Genomic DNA, 16,192 nt, shown 5'->3' with positions numbered 1-16,192 from the left:
TGAACGTGACGGGCGCTCCGAGGTTCGGCGATGGCTTGGATTTTTTGAGGGAACCCCTGCGGGGATATCCGGTTATTGCTGGAGGGGAGCAAGCGTTTGCAGCAGCTGCAGATCACCGAAAGGTCGCTGTCTGTGACCGGGCCCGTGTTGGCGGGCGTCGGCGTGCTGGCCCTTGCAGGTGCTGCCGTTGTCCCGTTGATGGAGTTCGGTCCACTCTCGGTTCAGATGCTGCAGCATCTTGTGCTGATGAATATTCTGGCACCCGCGCTTGCGCTTGCCCTGCCTCTGACGACCTTGAGGATATCGGCGCTTGCTGTTCCCGCTTCGTGTCAGCTCCTCCTTCTATGGGCATGGCATACGCCTTTCTTTCAGCAGCTTGCGGCGAGTTCGGCGCTTGCACAGGTCGGTCTCATGGGGCTGTTGGGCGTAGCCGCACTCTGGTTCTGGCAGGGAGTGATCGGAGCGGCGCGCTGGGGCAACTGGAGTGCACTGGCGGCGCTGCTCGTCACGGGCAAGCTTGCTTGCCTGCTCGGCGCTCTGCTGATCTTCGCCCCGCGCGACCTCTTTTCCTTGCCCGGCTTAGCGCTCGCACTATGCACGACTGGGCCCTCCAGCCTCGAAGACCAGCAACTCGCCGGTCTCCTGATGGTGACGGCTTGTCCGCTGAGCTATCTCGTCGTTGGCGTCGCGCTGGCGGCCCGCATGCTGTCCTGGCTCGATGGAGCCCAGACGCGTTCCCATGTCGCCGCTCGCTCGAGCTAGGCGAACGGCGGCCTGGGCGCTGGCGACGCCTGGCCGACTGGGCCTGACCATCGCCGCGGCCGTTGTTGCCGCCGCCATGGCGGGGCTGTTCTTCGCCTGGACGGGTGCCTATAACATCGCTGCCAGTCGCGGCCACCTCGCGATAACCGAATGGCTGCTGCGCTTTGGCATGGAGAATTCCGTGAAGGCGCGCGCTCCCGATGGAGAACTGCCGCCTGGTTTCGATGCAGATCGCGTTCGACTTGGCGCCGGACATTTCCACGCGGGTTGCGCCTATTGCCATGGCACTCCGGGTAGTTCAGTCCCGCTGGTAGCCGCGCAGATGCTACCGCCGCCGCCGGCGCTTGAGGACAAAGTGGGCACCTGGACAGACGGTGAGCTGTTCTGGATCGTCAAGCACGGGCTGAAATATGCTGGAATGCCTGCCTTTCCCTCCGTCGAGCGTGACGACGAGATCTGGGCCGTGGTCGCCTTTCTCCGGCGTTTCCCCGAACTCGATCGCACCGCGTATCGGAAGCTGGCGTTGGGTGAGGTTGATCTGGCGCCGCCGAGCGGCGCGGAGATCGCGGCGACCGGTGGTGACCGGGAGGCGATCGGCGCCTGCGCGCGCTGCCACGGTAACGTCAGGGCGCCGGCCAGCGGGCTGGTTCCCATCCTGCATGGCCAGCCCCGCGAAATGCTCGAAAACGCGTTGCGAGAATATGCCGCCGGTCGACGGGATAGTGGCGTGATGCAGACGATCGCTGCCGATCTCAGCGACGCGGCGATCAGGGCGTTGGCGTCTCATTACGCAGGCATGCCCCGGCCCGTAACCTCGCCCGAGCGGCTCGACCCACAGGCCGTCGCGCGGGGCGAAAAGCTGGCGCGGGAAGGTGATCCCTCCCATGGCGTGCCGGCTTGTGTGAGCTGCCACAATGAGGACGCCTCCCCGACCTTTCCGCGCCTGGCGGGCCAGTCCTCGCGCTATCTCGAAGGCCAACTCGCCGCGTGGCGGGCGGGTCTTAACGCGCGCAGCCCAACCGGCCGTATCATGGCGCCGATTGGACGTCGCCTCACCGCCGAACAGGCCAAAGACCTCGCCGCCTATTTTGCCGGCCAGACGCCAGCGGGGCAGGTCCATCGATGAAGGACTTCCGCTTCCCCGCTCTCGGCGTTGGCCTGCTCGCGCTACCGGCGTGTCAGCGACAGTCGGCGATGGCGCCTGCGGGCGAGGAAGCGGTGCGCGTCGCTTTGCTCAGCTGGATCCTCTTCGTGGGGGCGGCGTTGGTTCTCCTGATCGTGCTTGTCGCGCTCGTGCTCGCAATCGCAGGGCCAGAACGAGTCCGGCGCCTTCTGCGAACCGAGGGCTCGATCCGGATCTGGGGCATCGTCTTTCCCTCGGTCACGCTAGCTGTTCTCCTGGGATACGGCGTTTGGCTGATGCGCGAGACGATCGCTTCGCCAAGCGCCTCCATGGTGAGAATTGAGATCACAGGAGAGCAGTTCTGGTGGCGCATCGCCTATGAAGGCGAGGGCGGCAGCAAAGTCGCGGAAGCCAACGAGATTCGGGTGCCGGTCGGCGTCGACATCGAGTTTGTGCTGCGTACCGCTGATGTCATCCATTCTTATTGGGTGCCGAGCCTCGGCGGCAAGCTGGACATGGTTCCGGGCCGAACCAACAGGCTCCGGCTCAGGGCGGAACGGCCTGGGATCTATCGGGGGCAGTGTGCGGAGTATTGCGGCACCGCCCATGCGCAGATGTCACTGGAGATCGTAGCGGTATCCCAGGCTGAGTTCGACGCCTGGCTCGCTGCCGCGGATGCTCCACCCGCGCCCGCCGGTGATCTGGCACGGCGGGGCGCTGCCCTCTTCATTGCTTCCGGCTGCGGTGCCTGCCATGCGGTACGCGGCACCAGTGCGGCCGGGACCATTGCGCCGGATCTCTCCCGTATCGGCGAACGGCGCTCTCTCGCAGCCGCAACCCTCCCGAACACCGCCGAGAACCGTATCCGCTTCATCGCTAACCCGGGAATGGTCAAGCCGGGCAGTCGGATGCCGCCCTTCGCGATTTTTTCCGCTGACGAGCAGCAGGCCCTCACCGCCTACCTTGGGAGCCTGAAATGACTGCCGCTGCACCTCGCACGCATGATCGCGCGCGTTCGCTCTCCGAGGCCGAGCCGCTTGAAGTTGAGCGTCAGCGCCTCGAGGCGATTTGGCGCTCCCCCCGCGGCTGGCGCGTGATTACCGAAGTCAATAACACCGTCATCGGCTACTTTTACATCGCAACGGCGTTCCTGTTCTTCCTTCTCGCCGGAATACTGGCGCTCCTCATCCGGTTGCAACTTGCGGTGCCAGGCAACGACTTCCTCTCGCCGGACACCTATAACCAGATCTTCACCATGCACGGCACGGTGATGATGTTCCTCTTTGCAGTGCCAGCGGTCGAGGCGGCAGGCATCTTGCTGCTGCCGCAGATGCTTGGTGCCCGCGATCTGCCTTTCCCGCGTCTCGGCGCCTTTGCTTTCTGGGCCTATTTCGTCGGCGGGCTGGTGTTCTTTTGCACCCTGTTTTTCGGCACCGCTCCGGATGGCGGCTGGTTCATGTATCCACCATTGACAGGAGAGCGTTTCTCACCCGGCATCGGGGCGGACTGGTGGCTGCTCGGTATCGGCTTCATTGAGATCTCGGCGATAGCAGGCGCAATCGAGATCATCGTCGGCGTCTTGCGCACCCGGGCGCCGGGCATGACGCTGACCAGGATGCCGATTTTTGCCTGGACGCTCCTGATCTTCGCAGGGATGATCGTTTTCGCCTTCCCAGCGGTGATCCTTGCGACAATTCTACTGGAACTGGAGCGCGCCTTCGGCTGGCCCTTCTTCATCGCCGAAAAGGGAGGCGATCCGCTGCTCTGGCAGCACCTGTTCTGGTTCTTCGGCCATCCCGAGGTCTACATCATCTTCCTCCCGGCCGCCGGAATGGTCTCAATGATTGTCCCGACCATGGCGCGGGTGCCGCTCGTCGGTTATCACCTGATCGTCGTTGCGCTGATCGCAGTCGGCTTCTTCTCCTTTGGACTGTGGGTCCACCACATGTTCACCACCGGCATCCCGTCGCGTTCGCTCGGCTTCTTCTCGGCCGCGAGCATGGCGGTGGCGATCCCGAGCGGAATCCAGGTCTTTGCCTGGATCGCAACCATCGCAGCGGGCCGGCTGAGACTGACCGTGCCGTCGCTCTTCGTGATCGGCTTTCTGGTCATCTTCACCCTCGGTGGTCTCACGGGCGTGATGGTGGCGATGGTACCGTTCGACCGGCAGGCGCATGACAGCTACTTCGTCGTGGCTCATCTGCATTACGTGCTGTTCGGCGGTATGGTCTTCCCGCTCTTTGCGGCAATTTACTACTGGGCGCCGGCTTTCAGCAGGCGGCCGCTCTCGGAGCGGCTCGGCCGTTGGGCCTTTGCTCTGATCTTCCTCGGCTTCAACGTCGCCTTCCTGCCGATGCATGTGACTGGCTTGATCGGCATGCCGCGACGCGTCTATACCTATCCTGCCGGACTGGGCTGGGAGACGCCTAACCTGATCTCGACGTTCGGCGCCCTCATGCTTGCCATGGGCATCCTGATCTTCCTTTGCGATGGAGCCCGCAATATTCGGCTGACGAAGTCCGAGCCAGCTGGTGACCTCTGGTTGGGGGGCACATTGGAATGGCTGCCTAACCAGGAGTTCGGCACGCGCAGCATTCCGCGGGTCGAAGGCCGGGAGCCGCTTTGGGATCATCCTGATCTCGCCCGCGAGGTCGAGGCGGGAGAGCACTACCTGCCGCGCAGCGCAACTGGGGCCCGTGAGACAATCGTGACCTCACCGATTGAAGCGGAGCCTCAATATGTCATGCGCTTGACCGGACCTAGCTATTCGCATTTCGCGGCTGCGGTGTTCACCGCTGGATTTTTCCTTCTGTTGACGGTCAAGGCCGTGGTGCTTGCGGGAATTTGCGGGCTCGGAGCGATCGTTGCAATCATGGTCTGGATGTGGGAGTGCGATCCGGCACGGGCGGGAGACATCGATATCGGCGGGGGTATCACGCTGCCGAGTTATGCTTCGGGGGCGCTTTCTCACAGCTGGTGGGCGATGGTGGTTCTGCTGCTTGTCGCTGCTGCTCTCTATCTCTCCTACCTTTTCGGTTATGTTTATCTCTGGACCGTGGCGCCGCAGTTCTGGCCCGGAGTCGAGCAACTGCCCGAGGCCTTTGCCCTCCTGGGCCCACTTGCGCTCGTAGTCCTAAGCGGCGGGTTGTTGGAGATCGCAAGACGTCTGCTCGGCGAGACGCGTCGACGCAATGGCATTGTCGCAGTCCTTCTTCTTTTCGGAGCGATCGCCCTGGCAGGTGCCATCGGCGCGGACATCCTGCAGCATTGGCAAGCGGGCTTGCGGCCTCAGGCGAGCGGATACGCCGCTATGGTCTACGCTAACGCGGCGTTGCAGGCGCAGATCGCAGGCGCGGTTCTGCTCATTGCCGGCTTCGCGGCGGCGCGGTTGCTCGCCGGGCGGGTTGACCGGATCCGCCGCGTTGTTTTCGACAACCTCGCTCTACTCTGGGCTTATTCGCTTGGCCAAGCCACTTTTGGTCTCGTGCTGACCCACGGCTTTCCGCGGCTGGTGGCAGGATGAAGAGCGCTCTTCCTTTGAGCTCCGTAGGTCATGTCTTGGCTGGCCCCGCGCTGTGGGCCTGCCATTTCCTTGCCATTTACACGTCGGAATCATTGCTTTGCCGAGCCGGTCTCCCGGGCGCCCACGATGCCCTGGTCACGGCGGCGACGTTCGCGGCGCTTCTGGTCCTCGCCTGGCATGGCGTAGCTCTGCGGCGATGGCGCACGAGCCACGACGTCCAAAGGGGCCTTGCCCCCATAGCAATCGGCCTCGATGCGCTCTCGGCGCTGGCAATCGTCTTTGCAGCGATGGCGGCGGCTTTGCCTGCCTGCAGTTAGCATCCGCCCGCGGAGACCATGTAGCCGCGAGCGCGGGAGCCATAGGGAGACGCAGGTGCGATCCAGACCGCCTCGGGGGCTCAGAACGTCGGCAGATGACACAGGTCATGCGCCCGCAGGTCCTAAAGGATCGGCTTGCCGCCCGTGACTGCGACAGTCGCACCGGAGACGTAGCTGGAAAGCGGGTCGGCGAGCATGACGTAAGCGGTTGCCAGCTCAGCCGGCTGTCCGGGACGCTTCATGGGCACCTGTTTGCCGAAACTGGCGACTTTCTCCGCATCCATGGTCGAGGGAATGAGCGGCGTCCAAATGGGTCCGGGAGCGACCGCATTTGCCCGGATGTTCTTCTCTGCAAGAAGTTGTGCGAGGCCGGCCGTGAAATTCTGAATAGCACCCTTTGTAGTCGCGTAAGCGAGCAACGTCGGGTTCGGCATGTCTGCGTTCACGGATGCGGTGTTGATGATCGCACTGCCCGGCGGCATGAGAGGAACGGCCGCCTTCGTCAGGTAAAACATCGCATGTATGTTGACCTTGAAGGTAAGTTCCCATTCCTCGTCCGAAATCTCGTCCATATTCGTGAACGACGCCTGGTGGGCGGCGTTGTTGACGAGAATATCGATCCCGCCGAGCTCAGCCTTTGCTCTCGCGACGATCTCCCGGCAATGGGCTGGCGATTGGATATCGCCCGGCATCAGCACGGCTTTGCGGCCTTCCTTTTCCACCCACCGCTTTGTCTCTGCCGCATCCTCGTCTTCATCGAGATATGAGATGAGGAGATCAGCCCCTTCTCTGGCGAAGGCAATCGCGACGGCCCGCCCGATGCCGCTGTCCCCGCCCGTGATGATCGCGCGCTTGCCTGCGAGACGACCAGAGCCGCGGTAGGAGTCCTCACCGTGGTCCGGCCGCGGAGTCATTTTCTCGGTCGAACCGGGCATAGGCTGCTGCTGCTGCGGAAATGGAGGCTTGGGATACTCGGTCATATCGGGCTCCGGGAGCGGTCAGGATTTGGAAGCGTGTTCAGGCTTGCCCTTGCGCTTCGTCGACGCCATCTCGCTGAGCTCCTTTTCGGTCATGGATTTCGCCATTTCCTTCGAGGCGCCTTTCAACTTGCTTGCGCCCTTCTCCCCGCGCTTCGCTGCGAGAGCGGCTCCAGCCGCTTTCTGCTGGGCTTTGGACTTCGCCGGCATGACGATAACTCCGCTGATGGACACAGAGCCAACGGCCGAAAGGGGGCCGCGTTCCCTTCCCAAGGGAATTTTCGCCAGAGCGCCCTCAAGGGCTTTGGGCGGAACATATCCAGGAAGCAGCCGTTGCCCCCTCGATACCGGCGGAGAACACGAGAGAATGGAGTGACGTATTCGAGGTCGAGACCGCGGAAATGCTTTGCGCGCCTCCGGCAGGGCCATCTGACGCCTGACTTCACGCGATCTTCTGAACCTAAAGAAGACCGGTTCGCATCGGCCCTCATCCCTTCTCAATTGCGCGCTGATATCGAGGACGCATTGGCACGATCGCTGATCGGGGCCGGACGGGCGACGCACCTCGGCGACTTGCCTGCCGCTATTGTTTCTGGAGATCATCATGGCTAGCACCGTCTCGGACTACATCTGGACCCGTGTTCATGAGTGGGGCGTGAGACGGGTTTATGGCTATCCCGGTGATGGCATAGGAGGCCTCATCGCCGCTTTACAGACGCGGGAGGGCGACATTGAATTTGTGCAGGTCCGACATGAGGAGGCCGCGAGCCTGATGGCCTCCGGCGAAACGCGCTTCACCGGACAGGTCGGGATGTGCATTGCGACGTCCGGACCGGGAGCGGTTCACCTTCTCAACGGCCTCTACGACGCAAGGCTTGATCACCGACCGGTGGTCGCCCTTGTAGGACAGCAGGCACGCTCCGCTATGGGATCGCATTACCAGCAAGATCTCGACCTTCAATCGCTCTTCAAAGATGTAGCCGGTGCTTATATCGAGACGGCGTCGGTACCCGCGCAGGTGTCTCATCTAATCGATCGCGCGTTCCGGATCGCCATCGCCGAGCGGCGCGTCACTTGCGTGATCTTGCCCAACGACCTCCAGCTTGAGCCCATGGCGGAGCCGTCCCGGGAGCACGGCATGACGCATTCGGGCGTGGGCGTCGAGCTGTCGCCCGTCGTACCGGCGACAGCGGCACTCCAGCGCGCGGCCGATGTGATCAACGCAGGTGAGAAGGTTGCAATCTTGGTCGGAGCGGGCGCTGTGAACGCGACCGATGCCGTGCTCGCGACTGCGGAGAAGCTGAAGGCGGGGGTGGCGAAGGCGTTGCTCGGCAAGGCAGCGGTGCCTGACGACGTATCGTTCTGCACCGGCTCAATCGGGCTGCTCGGCACCAAGGCGAGCTGGGAGATGATGCAGGGCTGTGACACGCTCCTGATGATCGGATCGGGTTTCCCCTATACTGAGTTTCTACCGAAGCCAGGGCAAGCGCGCGGCGTGCAGATCGATATCGACCCAGGAATGCTCGGCCTGAGATATCCGATGGAGGTCAATCTCATCGGCGACGCCGCCGCCACACTTGAGGCGCTCCTCCCCCTCTTGGAGCCCAAGGCAGGCGACGAGTGGCGGATGACGATCGAGGCGAATGTCCGGGAGACTTGGCAGGAGGTCCGTGACAGCGCGTTGATCGAAGCGTCTCCGATCAATCCGCAGCGGGTGGCCTCCGAACTGTCGGATCGTCTGCCGGACCGTAGCATCATTACGGCCGATAGCGGCACCACAACGGTCTGGTACGCGCGGCATCTTCGGTTCCGCCGCCGAATGATGGGATCGGTCTCCGGCACGCTGGCCACCATGGGCTGCGCTGTTCCCTATGCGATTGCTGCGAAGTTCGCGCATCCGGATCGGCCGGCGATCGCCCTTGTGGGCGATGGCGCCATGCAGATGAACGGCATCACCGAACTCGTCACAATCGCAAAGTATTGGAAGCGGTGGGACGATCCACGGCTCGTCATCATGGTGTTGAACAATCGTGAGCTCGCCTATGTTACCTGGGAAGAGCGGATCCAGGCTGGCGATCCTAAATGGCCGGCAAGTCAGGATCTGCCGGATCTACCTTATGCTGATATTGCGAAACTGATGGGGTTGGGCGGACGGCGGGTCGAAGACCCCGATGAGGTCGGTCCGGCTTGGGAAGAGGCGCTGGCGGCCGACCGGCCCTTTATCCTCGACATGGTGACCGACCCCAACGTGCCGCCGCTTCCGCCGCATATCACGTTTGAACAAGCACGCGGGTTCGTGGGCGCCTTGGCAGGAGGCGATCCGGAGTCGGGGAGCATCGTTGCGAGCACGGCGCGCTCTCTCCTCAGTACCCTGCTGCCCACCCGTCGCGATAGCTAATAGGACCCCGACATCTGAGACTGGACCGTAGTACCCGGATCCGGCGCTCCCCTGAGGGGCGGGCCTTGCGGAAGAGGCATCACCTCAATGTCGGCTGCTCCAGTCTTTCATGGCCATCTTTGCCCAGGACATGAAATCCTGGGACCGGCCTTCATCGATCGCGTGAATAGCTTCCATGAGGTGGGTCTTGGCAGTAGCGACGCTACACGTTCGGTCTCTTACGCCGTTCAGGATCGTCTCCAGGAAAGCTTCCATTTGAGCATGGTCCTCTTTGGAGAGCTTCATTAAAGTATCCTGGCTTCCGTAATGGTTCCCCGCTTGGGGGCGAGACGATTAGCGCCGGCGGCTCTGCGGCACGCCGGTGGCGCGGGATACTGTCGGGCCTGCTACGGCTCCGCCCACACCACCTGCCACTGCACCGACCGGGCCGCCCACAGCCGCGCCCGCCACCGCCCCGACTCCGGCACCGGAGGCGCGTTGCTCGTTGGTGGTACAAGCTCCCAAGCTTACCAGTACCACGCCGATGCCGATGATTGTTCCTACGTTCATGGGGCGCTCCTCAGGTTGCGGAGTTGCTGTAGTGATCCATTGAACGCAGTTGATCGACGATGGTTCACGCTGATTTGCTTGGCAGTCGAGAAAGTTCGTCCGCACCGAAAAAAAAGCGGATCTGCGGAACTTTTTCGTGAACGACGCATTTGCCGTTCGCTGGTGGATGCTCAGACTGGAGGCAGAGGCGCTGATCAGCCCAGTGCTTGTGTGTAGATCCTGGGACGCAGTACCCCGGCCACTCTTTGGCCGGGGTTCTTTTTTGCTTAAACCCGAATGTTTGGCAACTTTGCACACCCCGTCCGGGCAAGCGCCGCTGTGGGCCGGGGTGATGCCCTCTGGGTTGTCTCATGATGAGCCGAGCCGGCGTCATGTCCGGTGCTGCGGAGACATCATGACCGCGAGATCGGCCAATCTCCTTAGCCGGCAACGAAACGAAGTTCGCTTACATCGTCGTGGCTCGAAACATCCGGTTACCTCTTGATGATTTCCGATAAATCGAAATCGCGCCACCCGAGTACTTCCGAGACCTCGGGGAACTCGACGCCGAAGGGCCGCGTGGCATCAATGCCAACGGAGGAAGAGAGGCCGCCATCGGTTGAGGGATCGAGTGGAGCGGCGGCGGTGCGGTCGACCACGAAGACATCATCCTTTGGCTTCACCCGGAAGGACTGCGGCGACAAGCGGGCGACGGACCACAGAGTCCTGCTTGCTCCAATGGAGAGCGCGTTCCGCCATGCCTCCGAGGCAGGTGCGCGCGTTGTCCAAGGCACCGAGACCGCCGGGCAGTACCTGCACGATATCCAGATGATGCGGAGACGAGGCTTAGATCATTCGTGCTTCCCTTGCCGCTTCGATGAAAGCGGAGCGGGCGATATCTATCGTTTTAGGTGTCCTGGCTTTGAGTGCCGCGTGACAGGTTTCCATAGCGAACAGCCGGGCGTCGCAGGTGTCATCGGGATCGGGCCATTCATCAATGAGGAGCCGCGCTGCTTCCTCCACGCTCGTGACTGTTCGTCGCGTGCTATCGGTTATCCAGACTTCAACCGGATCAAACCACAGACGAGGCATGCTGTAGAATAGCACAAATATTGCGCTCTTGACCGCATTTATAAGCACGTCGCTATGCCGCGCGCTTCAAAACCGCGCAAGACCGCACGCCGGCCCGGGGGGCTAAGGCCGGGTCGCCGGGGGCGGAAGAGCCGCCACGCTGCATTAAATCGCACCGCCTCAAACCTTATGGCTGCCTCCACCCTTCATTTCCGGGTCGTGGGTGTGATGCCTGTCAGCCTCTCCACCACCGCCTGAGACGCGGCTTTGATGGTCGCGTTCGTTATCGGCGGGCGTTTTTCGCACGGCAGGCTTGTCCTTCGCATTCTCGTGAGAGGCGCCGGGGCCGCCGTGGCGAATGCTGGCAGGCGTTTTCGTCGATGTCGACATGTTCAGCTCTCCGATTGCATCGAGGCTCCGGATCGAAATGCGCCTCAGACCTCAAGTGGGTAACAAGCCGACCAGCACGCCTGTTCCAACTCTCGGCAAGCCATTCTCTGCCTGTCGCCCGCCAGAGAGGGTGCTGGATTGCTCCTTACAATGCTGCCTCTTCCACAGCGAAGGGCGCTGTATCCGGGCAGCAGCCCCAGCCGGTGTTAGAATGGGCGCCACTCTTCCGCGCCGTGGCCTGGCGCGCGAGCAGGGTGGCGCGCGGTGGCGAGGCGTGTCGCTGTGTTCTGTCAGGAGGAGCGGATCATCGTCTTGCGCCTGCCTTTTTCATACGAATCTTCCATGAGCAGCGGCACGCCTCGGGCGATGGCGAGGGCGGTGATCTTGTCGCGGATCACCCGGCGATCCCGGAAGTCAGGGAAGGTTCGCAGCAGATCGTTTTCAAGGGGAAGAACCTGCAGCGGTCGATTAGCCGAAAGGCAGGTGTTGATCCGCTCACGTATCATCGCCGCGAGTTCTGCTGAGTGAGCTGTCTTATCGATCTCAGTCATCTTTTGTTCCCGGTCGGGCGAAAGAATCTTTTTCTTCCAGCGCCAACTGCCGAACACTTTGCCAGCGATCATGGATAGTACGGTGTTTCTTTCTCTCGTGCGAGCGCGGGCCGAGCCGTTCCAAATTGACTCGTCTTAACAGGGATCTCGGCTGAAGATGCGTTCCTCCGCCCCAAAAGCAAAGGGACCGCCCTGAGGACGGTCCCTCGCCACGACATGGATCATCGGGTCAGTGCTGGCCACCTTTGCGGCCGGCCTCGGAGGCCTTCTCCCGATCATGAGCGAAATTGCCGCCCGATTGCTGTCCACCCTTCTTTCCGGCTTCGGACGCACGCTCGGGATCATTCTTGAAGTTGCCGCCGGAGGCGTGTCCGCCCTTCGCCGCGATCTCGCGCTGCTTGTCGTTGTCCATAGCACCAAAACCGCGGTTCGATGTCTGGTTGGCCATTGATCATTCTCCTCACATCGTTTCGGACATAAGAGAAACAGTCCCGGTGATATGATGTTCCGAATTCCATTGTGGCATTACTGTGAATGATAAGCATACGCTAGAGGCTTAATCGGACAACGAGAACCGTGGCGGCGAGGGCGACGATCGCGATCACCGTCAAAATCTTCGCGGTAACAGTCCAGCCTCGCTCCACGTTGCTGGTTCCAGACGGTCCGCGCATGCGCTCTCGGGTATCGTGCGGTGAGCTTCCACCGGAGCGATCAAGCTCCCCCGTTGCCGCGAGCTCTATTTCCGCCTGGGTAGGAGGGGTCCCGGCAGCCTCGTCGTCGGTGCCCAATGGCGCGGCTGCCGGATCGGGAAAGTCGACCTTGTCCTTAGCGCGGCCCCTGTCGATGCCCTCGCGCAGTTGGGCGGTCGTTTTCATCTTCGCCTCCCGTTTCAAGGATGGTCACGCTCAGCACCTCACGTAACGCCGCGTCGCGTTCGGGGAGTGGCGCGTACTGGATTGCCAAGGCGCGTGCAATACCGCGCGCAAGCACTTGATCAGGTCTACAGAGCCCGCGCTTGGGTATACGGGCTATACGCTGATAGTACATCATGTCAGCTTCAATGTTTGGCGACGATGCCCGGGGATTCTTCGCGGCGGAGATACGTGATCGTGAGGTGGTTGAAATTATTACGGGCCCACTCGGCCATGGCTTCCTCCTCCTGGAGGATGCGTGTGCAAACTTGAGCCGTCTGCGTATCACCGACTGCCTCTGCGGCTGCTATGAGGACTTCATAGGCCGCAATTTCCATGTGCTCGAAGGTGTAACCCGCCATCGCACCCTTGATGATCTCGTCACCGACGAAGACACCACTCAAGCTCTGTCCCATTGCCATGAATTTGCCGGCGAGATCTTTGAGAGAGGATGTGTCGCCACCCCGCCGCTCAATGCACTCGTTCAACAGCTGCGCTTGCACGCGGGTTTCTTTAAGGTGAGCGTCAATGCGGGCCTTGACCTCGGGGTAATTCTCGATCCGGCTCGAAAGCCCGCTCAGCATGGTCTCGGCTTGCTGCTCCATGGCGTGCGCATCTCGCAACCATTCCATGAGGCGTTCCTCGGCTGTAGCCATCGTTGTGCTCCGGATGTCTGGGTCCTAGGCCAACAAGCGGGCCACACCAGAGTTCCAAGCTGAGCCGCAGGAACATTGATGGAGGCGAAAAGAAAGCGCCAGAGCTCCCAAGCCATCGGAACGAAGAGAGGACTGTCTGATTTTTCCTTAAGGTTCCGGGAGAGAGAGCGATGGAAAGAGATCGAGAAGCGAAGATACGACAGCCTGAAGAGCCGGAGTACTGCGTGGCGCACTGGCGAGAAGAGCAGGCCTCCCAGAAGGGCGTTGCGCCGGGTTGGTGGATCACCGATCGCATTGAGACCCCGATACACGGTCCCTATCCAAGTCGTGAGGCATGCCTTGTCGCCATGGCTAAATTTGGCGAAACCGCATCGGGCGGGTGAGCGGTCGCGGCGGAAGGTGGTTGTGATCCGGTTTTCGGAACCATGAGCGAAACAGCGCGTTCCACATTCGTCGACACCGCCAAGCTTCGGATGGAAGGAGCACGCTCATGGAAAACGATGCTACGGTAGGATGGATCGCAGCGATTATCATCGGTGGCCTCGCTGGTTGGATCGCATCGAACTTTATGAAAAGCGACACCGGTCTGTTCGCGAATATTATCCTGGGCATCATCGGCGCCGCTGTCGCCAGCTTTCTGTTCGGAATCATCGGCATCAGCTTCGGTGGATGGATTGGCTACCTGATCGCTGGCTTTATCGGTGCCTGTATTCTGATTGCGATTGCTCGCGCTATCCGACGATAAGCTCGGCGGTTCCGAGCGGAACCTTTTCGGTTGGGCAAGGTTTTCCGAAAGCATAAAAAAGGAGAAGTCTTAATGGACTGGAATCGCGTTGAAGGTAACTGGAAGCAGGTCAAGGGTCAGGTGAAAGAGCAGTGGGGAAAGCTCACTGACGATGATCTCGATGTCATCGCCGGAAAGCGTGATCAACTCGAAGGTAAGATCCAGGAACGCTACGGCATCGAGAAAGATAAGGCCAAGTCGGATATCGACACTTGGTATAACAGCCGGAAATGGTGAGTTTTAGGGTCTGGCGTTAAGGCCTGAGTGATTTGGAACCCTGTCTCCTAGGAGGCAGGGTTCAATTTTTTTGGATTCTCTTCGGTAGGGATGCCGCCGAGTTGCTGTATTTGACGTTGGCGGCCGCGAACTTCCGCCGTCCTGAACGTGAGGTCGTCGTAGGTCATCCTGTCGGCTGAGATATCCGGGCAAAGCCTTAGCCAGCATCGGCACAGGTTACCGTCCACGTCGACCTCGACGAGATCTCGAAGACCTGGCCCCACGATCGCCGCGCCGTGATTACCCTGATTGAGCGGATCGAATGTCGACGGCTGGTCGGAATGACACGACCGCGGATCATACCATTGGGCGCCCGCGGAACATAAGCTGGGCCGAGCCTGTCATTGCCCGGGGACAAGGCAAAAGATCCTCTCGGGCTCGGTTGTCGACTTGTCTGATAGGCCGTGCAAACCGGAGCACTGAGTGTGCCATCGAAGGCTTCAAAGCATGATATTTGCGCCGCCTTTTTGTTTGACAAATAGACAAGTGGTTCTAGCATATCCGCGCTGCCCAGCAGAATGGCAGCACCGTGACGAGATCGTCCGCAATGTCTCGTCGCGCTCATAATTGGAATGAGGGGATCATTGACATGCGTCGTTTCAGGGCTTGGCTGGCTGTGGCCGCGTTCGTCGCGACGACAAGCGCCGTCGCTGCGGCCGATTTGACCATCTGGTGGACGAAAGGCACAAATCCGCAGGAAGACGACGCGCTGAAAAGCGTGGTTGCCTTGTGGGAGAAGCAAACCGGCAAAACCGCCGAGGTCAGTTTCTATACAACGGGAGATACGGAAGCGAAGGTGGTAACCGCGCTCAAGGCCGGAAGCCCGCCTGATCTGACTTTCGATTTCGGCTATGACCTCGCCTACACGCCGACCTGGGCCTATGATGGCATGCTGGCCGACATGAGCGACGTGCTGGAGCCGATCGCGGACCAGTTCCAGAAGGGGCCGTTGCAATCTGCCTACCTCCTGAATGGCAAGACCAACAAGCGTGCTTATTATGCTGTGCCCTGGGTACAGATGACGCCCCATGTCCATTACTGGAAGGATCTTCTGGAAAAGGCGGGATATACTGAGGCCGATGTGCCCAAGCAGTGGCAGCCGTTCTTCGACTTCTGGTGCGAAAAGGTTCAACCGGCTCTGAGGACCAAGGGTGATCGCATCTATGGCGTTGGGCAGGGATCCTCGACCAGTTCCAACGACCCGTTCTTCAATATTCACCTGGCTTTGAACGCGTTTGGCGCACAGGTGGTCAATCCCGACGGGCAGTTGCAGATCAGCGATCCGGAGGTGCGCAAGCGGGTGATCGCGGCGCTCGACAGCTACGCCAAGCCGATTTTATCCAAGTGTTCGCCGCCAGATGCCGTGAATTGGAACGGCGTTGACGACAACGTGTCCTTCCTGAACAAGAAGAACGTCGTCGTCATGAACCCGACGCTGTCTATACCCTTGTCGCTGCAGGCCAAAAGCCCCGACGTCTATCGTAATGACATCCGCACCGTGCCGTGGCCGGATGGTCCGGATGGCAAGCCGACGCCGGCGATGATCTCCGTGAAGCAGGTACTGGTCTTCCGGGATTCTCCGCATATCGACAATGCGAAGTCCTTCCTCAAGCTTCTGCTGCAGCCGGAAAACATCGGTCCCATGCTCAAGGCGACCGGCGGGCGCTGGATGCCGGTCATGCCGAAGCTGATCGAGGACCCGTTCTATATGCAGACGGATGATCCCCACCGTGCTGCCATGGTGCGCCAGTTCACCCAGGCGCAGAACGTCCCTTATCCCCAGGCCTACAACCGGCTCTATGCGAAGGTCATGCAGGAGCAACTGTGGCAAAAGGCGATCGGTCGTATCGTCATCGACGGCTGGACGACCGACAAGGCGGTAGATGAGCTCAGCGAGCGCATGAAGGTTCTGCTCGGGAGCTGAA

Annotated in this window: 20 protein-coding genes; 9 read left to right on the top strand and 11 right to left on the bottom strand. The window is 61.1% G+C overall.

What is annotated here, in order from left to right; translation table 11 throughout:
- Positions 1–96 precede the first annotated feature (96 nt).
- The 5 genes from KIO76_RS21975 to KIO76_RS21955 are packed head-to-tail and all read left to right on the top strand — an operon-like array spanning position 97 to position 5,725.
- On the top strand, positions 97–762 hold the full coding sequence (locus KIO76_RS21975) for a cytochrome c oxidase assembly protein (RefSeq protein WP_213325728.1): 666 nt from the start codon (positions 97–99) through the stop codon (positions 760–762).
- Positions 740–1,888 (top strand): c-type cytochrome, encoded by a 1,149-nt coding sequence (locus tag KIO76_RS21970; RefSeq protein WP_213325727.1) that lies wholly within the window; start codon positions 740–742, stop codon positions 1,886–1,888. The genes KIO76_RS21975 and KIO76_RS21970 overlap by 23 nt, the downstream gene beginning before the upstream one ends.
- A complete protein-coding gene (gene coxB, locus KIO76_RS21965; protein ID WP_213325726.1) occupies positions 1,885–2,865 on the top strand; it encodes a cytochrome c oxidase subunit II in 981 nt (326 codons plus the stop codon). The genes KIO76_RS21970 and coxB overlap by 4 nt, the downstream gene beginning before the upstream one ends.
- Positions 2,862–5,408, top strand: coding sequence for a cytochrome c oxidase subunit I (gene ctaD, locus KIO76_RS21960; RefSeq protein WP_213325725.1), 2,547 nt, complete (start codon positions 2,862–2,864; stop codon positions 5,406–5,408). The genes coxB and ctaD overlap by 4 nt, the downstream gene beginning before the upstream one ends.
- Positions 5,409–5,422: 14 nt before the next feature.
- Positions 5,423–5,725, top strand: a complete 303-nt coding sequence (locus tag KIO76_RS21955) for a hypothetical protein (protein ID WP_213325724.1) — start codon at positions 5,423–5,425, stop codon at positions 5,723–5,725.
- A 122-nt stretch (positions 5,726–5,847) separates the two neighbouring features.
- On the opposite strand, the gene KIO76_RS21950 is transcribed toward KIO76_RS21955, so the two are convergent.
- Both KIO76_RS21950 and KIO76_RS21945 read right to left on the bottom strand, forming a co-directional pair.
- Positions 5,848–6,705 carry an SDR family oxidoreductase gene (locus tag KIO76_RS21950; protein WP_213325723.1) on the bottom strand — a complete coding sequence of 286 codons (858 nt, stop codon included), beginning with the start codon at positions 6,703–6,705 and terminating at the stop codon, positions 5,848–5,850.
- An 18-nt stretch (positions 6,706–6,723) separates the two neighbouring features.
- The gene (locus KIO76_RS21945; protein ID WP_213325722.1) at positions 6,724–6,912 is read right to left on the bottom strand and encodes a DUF3008 family protein; all 189 of its coding nucleotides are present in this window, start codon (positions 6,910–6,912) and stop codon (positions 6,724–6,726) included.
- A 394-nt stretch (positions 6,913–7,306) separates the two neighbouring features.
- Here KIO76_RS21945 and KIO76_RS21940 point away from each other — a divergent pair, with 394 nt between their 5' ends.
- On the top strand, positions 7,307–9,100 hold the full coding sequence (locus KIO76_RS21940; protein ID WP_213325721.1) for a thiamine pyrophosphate-requiring protein: 1,794 nt from the start codon (positions 7,307–7,309) through the stop codon (positions 9,098–9,100).
- Positions 9,101–9,184: 84 nt separating this feature from the next.
- On the opposite strand, the gene KIO76_RS21935 is transcribed toward KIO76_RS21940, so the two are convergent.
- The 9 genes from KIO76_RS21935 to KIO76_RS21895 all read right to left on the bottom strand — a co-directional run bounded on the left by KIO76_RS21935 (position 9,185) and on the right by KIO76_RS21895 (position 13,207).
- Positions 9,185–9,385, bottom strand: coding sequence for a hypothetical protein (locus KIO76_RS21935; protein ID WP_213325720.1), 201 nt, complete (start codon positions 9,383–9,385; stop codon positions 9,185–9,187).
- A 48-nt stretch (positions 9,386–9,433) separates the two neighbouring features.
- Positions 9,434–9,649 (bottom strand): hypothetical protein, encoded by a 216-nt coding sequence (locus tag KIO76_RS21930; RefSeq protein ID WP_213325719.1) that lies wholly within the window; start codon positions 9,647–9,649, stop codon positions 9,434–9,436.
- A 473-nt stretch (positions 9,650–10,122) separates the two neighbouring features.
- Positions 10,123–10,287: a hypothetical protein gene (locus KIO76_RS21925; RefSeq protein ID WP_213325718.1), complete on the bottom strand. Its 165-nt coding sequence runs from the start codon at positions 10,285–10,287 to the stop codon at positions 10,123–10,125.
- Between the two features lie 187 nt (positions 10,288–10,474).
- Positions 10,475–10,720: a DUF982 domain-containing protein gene (locus KIO76_RS31790; protein ID WP_363316870.1), complete on the bottom strand. Its 246-nt coding sequence runs from the start codon at positions 10,718–10,720 to the stop codon at positions 10,475–10,477.
- A gap of 159 nt (positions 10,721–10,879) precedes the next feature.
- Positions 10,880–11,089 carry a hypothetical protein gene (locus KIO76_RS21915; protein ID WP_213325716.1) on the bottom strand — a complete coding sequence of 70 codons (210 nt, stop codon included), beginning with the start codon at positions 11,087–11,089 and terminating at the stop codon, positions 10,880–10,882.
- A 290-nt stretch (positions 11,090–11,379) separates the two neighbouring features.
- Positions 11,380–11,712: a hypothetical protein gene (locus KIO76_RS21910; protein ID WP_213325715.1), complete on the bottom strand. Its 333-nt coding sequence runs from the start codon at positions 11,710–11,712 to the stop codon at positions 11,380–11,382.
- A 157-nt stretch (positions 11,713–11,869) separates the two neighbouring features.
- Complete coding sequence (locus KIO76_RS31450; protein WP_213325714.1) at positions 11,870–12,088, bottom strand: con-10 family general stress protein; 219 nt, start codon at positions 12,086–12,088, stop codon at positions 11,870–11,872.
- A 100-nt stretch (positions 12,089–12,188) separates the two neighbouring features.
- Positions 12,189–12,515 carry a hypothetical protein gene (locus KIO76_RS21900; protein ID WP_213325713.1) on the bottom strand — a complete coding sequence of 109 codons (327 nt, stop codon included), beginning with the start codon at positions 12,513–12,515 and terminating at the stop codon, positions 12,189–12,191.
- Between the two features lie 182 nt (positions 12,516–12,697).
- Positions 12,698–13,207: a ferritin-like domain-containing protein gene (locus KIO76_RS21895; protein ID WP_213325712.1), complete on the bottom strand. Its 510-nt coding sequence runs from the start codon at positions 13,205–13,207 to the stop codon at positions 12,698–12,700.
- A 490-nt stretch (positions 13,208–13,697) separates the two neighbouring features.
- On the opposite strand from KIO76_RS21895, the gene KIO76_RS21890 reads away from it, so the two are divergent.
- The 3 genes from KIO76_RS21890 (at position 13,698) to KIO76_RS21880 (ending at position 16,191) form a co-directional block, all read left to right on the top strand.
- A complete protein-coding gene (locus KIO76_RS21890; protein WP_213325711.1) occupies positions 13,698–13,952 on the top strand; it encodes a GlsB/YeaQ/YmgE family stress response membrane protein in 255 nt (84 codons plus the stop codon).
- A 72-nt stretch (positions 13,953–14,024) separates the two neighbouring features.
- Positions 14,025–14,228 (top strand): CsbD family protein, encoded by a 204-nt coding sequence (locus KIO76_RS21885; protein ID WP_213325710.1) that lies wholly within the window; start codon positions 14,025–14,027, stop codon positions 14,226–14,228.
- Between the two features lie 628 nt (positions 14,229–14,856).
- Entirely contained in the window at positions 14,857–16,191 is a 1,335-nt protein-coding gene (locus tag KIO76_RS21880) for an ABC transporter substrate-binding protein (RefSeq protein ID WP_213325709.1), read from the top strand.
- Position 16,192: the final 1 nt, after the last annotated feature.

Source organism: Chelatococcus sp. YT9 (assembly GCF_018398315.1).
GTDB lineage: Bacteria > Pseudomonadota > Alphaproteobacteria > Rhizobiales > Beijerinckiaceae > Chelatococcus.
The sequence above is the reverse complement of the archived record's forward strand: the minus strand, read 5'-3'. Positions and strand labels throughout refer to the sequence as shown.

Bases quoted from the DNA above. Each gene is read 5' to 3' on its own strand.
- KIO76_RS21970 (WP_213325727.1), top strand. From the start codon at position 740: ATGTCGCCGCTCGCTCGAGCTAGGCGAACGGCGGCCTGGGCGCTGGCG.
- coxB (WP_213325726.1), top strand. From the start codon at position 1,885: ATGAAGGACTTCCGCTTCCCCGCTCTCGGCGTTGGCCTGCTCGCGCTA.
- ctaD (WP_213325725.1), top strand. From the start codon at position 2,862: ATGACTGCCGCTGCACCTCGCACGCATGATCGCGCGCGTTCGCTCTCC.
- KIO76_RS21950 (WP_213325723.1), bottom strand. From the start codon at position 6,705: ATGACCGAGTATCCCAAGCCTCCATTTCCGCAGCAGCAGCAGCCTATG.
- KIO76_RS21945 (WP_213325722.1), bottom strand. From the start codon at position 6,912: ATGCCGGCGAAGTCCAAAGCCCAGCAGAAAGCGGCTGGAGCCGCTCTC.
- KIO76_RS21940 (WP_213325721.1), top strand. From the start codon at position 7,307: ATGGCTAGCACCGTCTCGGACTACATCTGGACCCGTGTTCATGAGTGG.
- KIO76_RS21935 (WP_213325720.1), bottom strand. From the start codon at position 9,385: ATGAAGCTCTCCAAAGAGGACCATGCTCAAATGGAAGCTTTCCTGGAG.
- KIO76_RS21930 (WP_213325719.1), bottom strand. From the start codon at position 9,649: ATGAACGTAGGAACAATCATCGGCATCGGCGTGGTACTGGTAAGCTTG.
- KIO76_RS31790 (WP_363316870.1), bottom strand. From the start codon at position 10,720: ATGCCTCGTCTGTGGTTTGATCCGGTTGAAGTCTGGATAACCGATAGC.
- KIO76_RS21915 (WP_213325716.1), bottom strand. From the start codon at position 11,089: ATGTCGACATCGACGAAAACGCCTGCCAGCATTCGCCACGGCGGCCCC.
- KIO76_RS21910 (WP_213325715.1), bottom strand. From the start codon at position 11,712: ATGATCGCTGGCAAAGTGTTCGGCAGTTGGCGCTGGAAGAAAAAGATT.
- KIO76_RS31450 (WP_213325714.1), bottom strand. From the start codon at position 12,088: ATGGCCAACCAGACATCGAACCGCGGTTTTGGTGCTATGGACAACGAC.
- KIO76_RS21900 (WP_213325713.1), bottom strand. From the start codon at position 12,515: ATGAAAACGACCGCCCAACTGCGCGAGGGCATCGACAGGGGCCGCGCT.
- KIO76_RS21895 (WP_213325712.1), bottom strand. From the start codon at position 13,207: ATGGCTACAGCCGAGGAACGCCTCATGGAATGGTTGCGAGATGCGCAC.
- KIO76_RS21890 (WP_213325711.1), top strand. From the start codon at position 13,698: ATGGAAAACGATGCTACGGTAGGATGGATCGCAGCGATTATCATCGGT.
- KIO76_RS21885 (WP_213325710.1), top strand. From the start codon at position 14,025: ATGGACTGGAATCGCGTTGAAGGTAACTGGAAGCAGGTCAAGGGTCAG.
- KIO76_RS21880 (WP_213325709.1), top strand. From the start codon at position 14,857: ATGCGTCGTTTCAGGGCTTGGCTGGCTGTGGCCGCGTTCGTCGCGACG.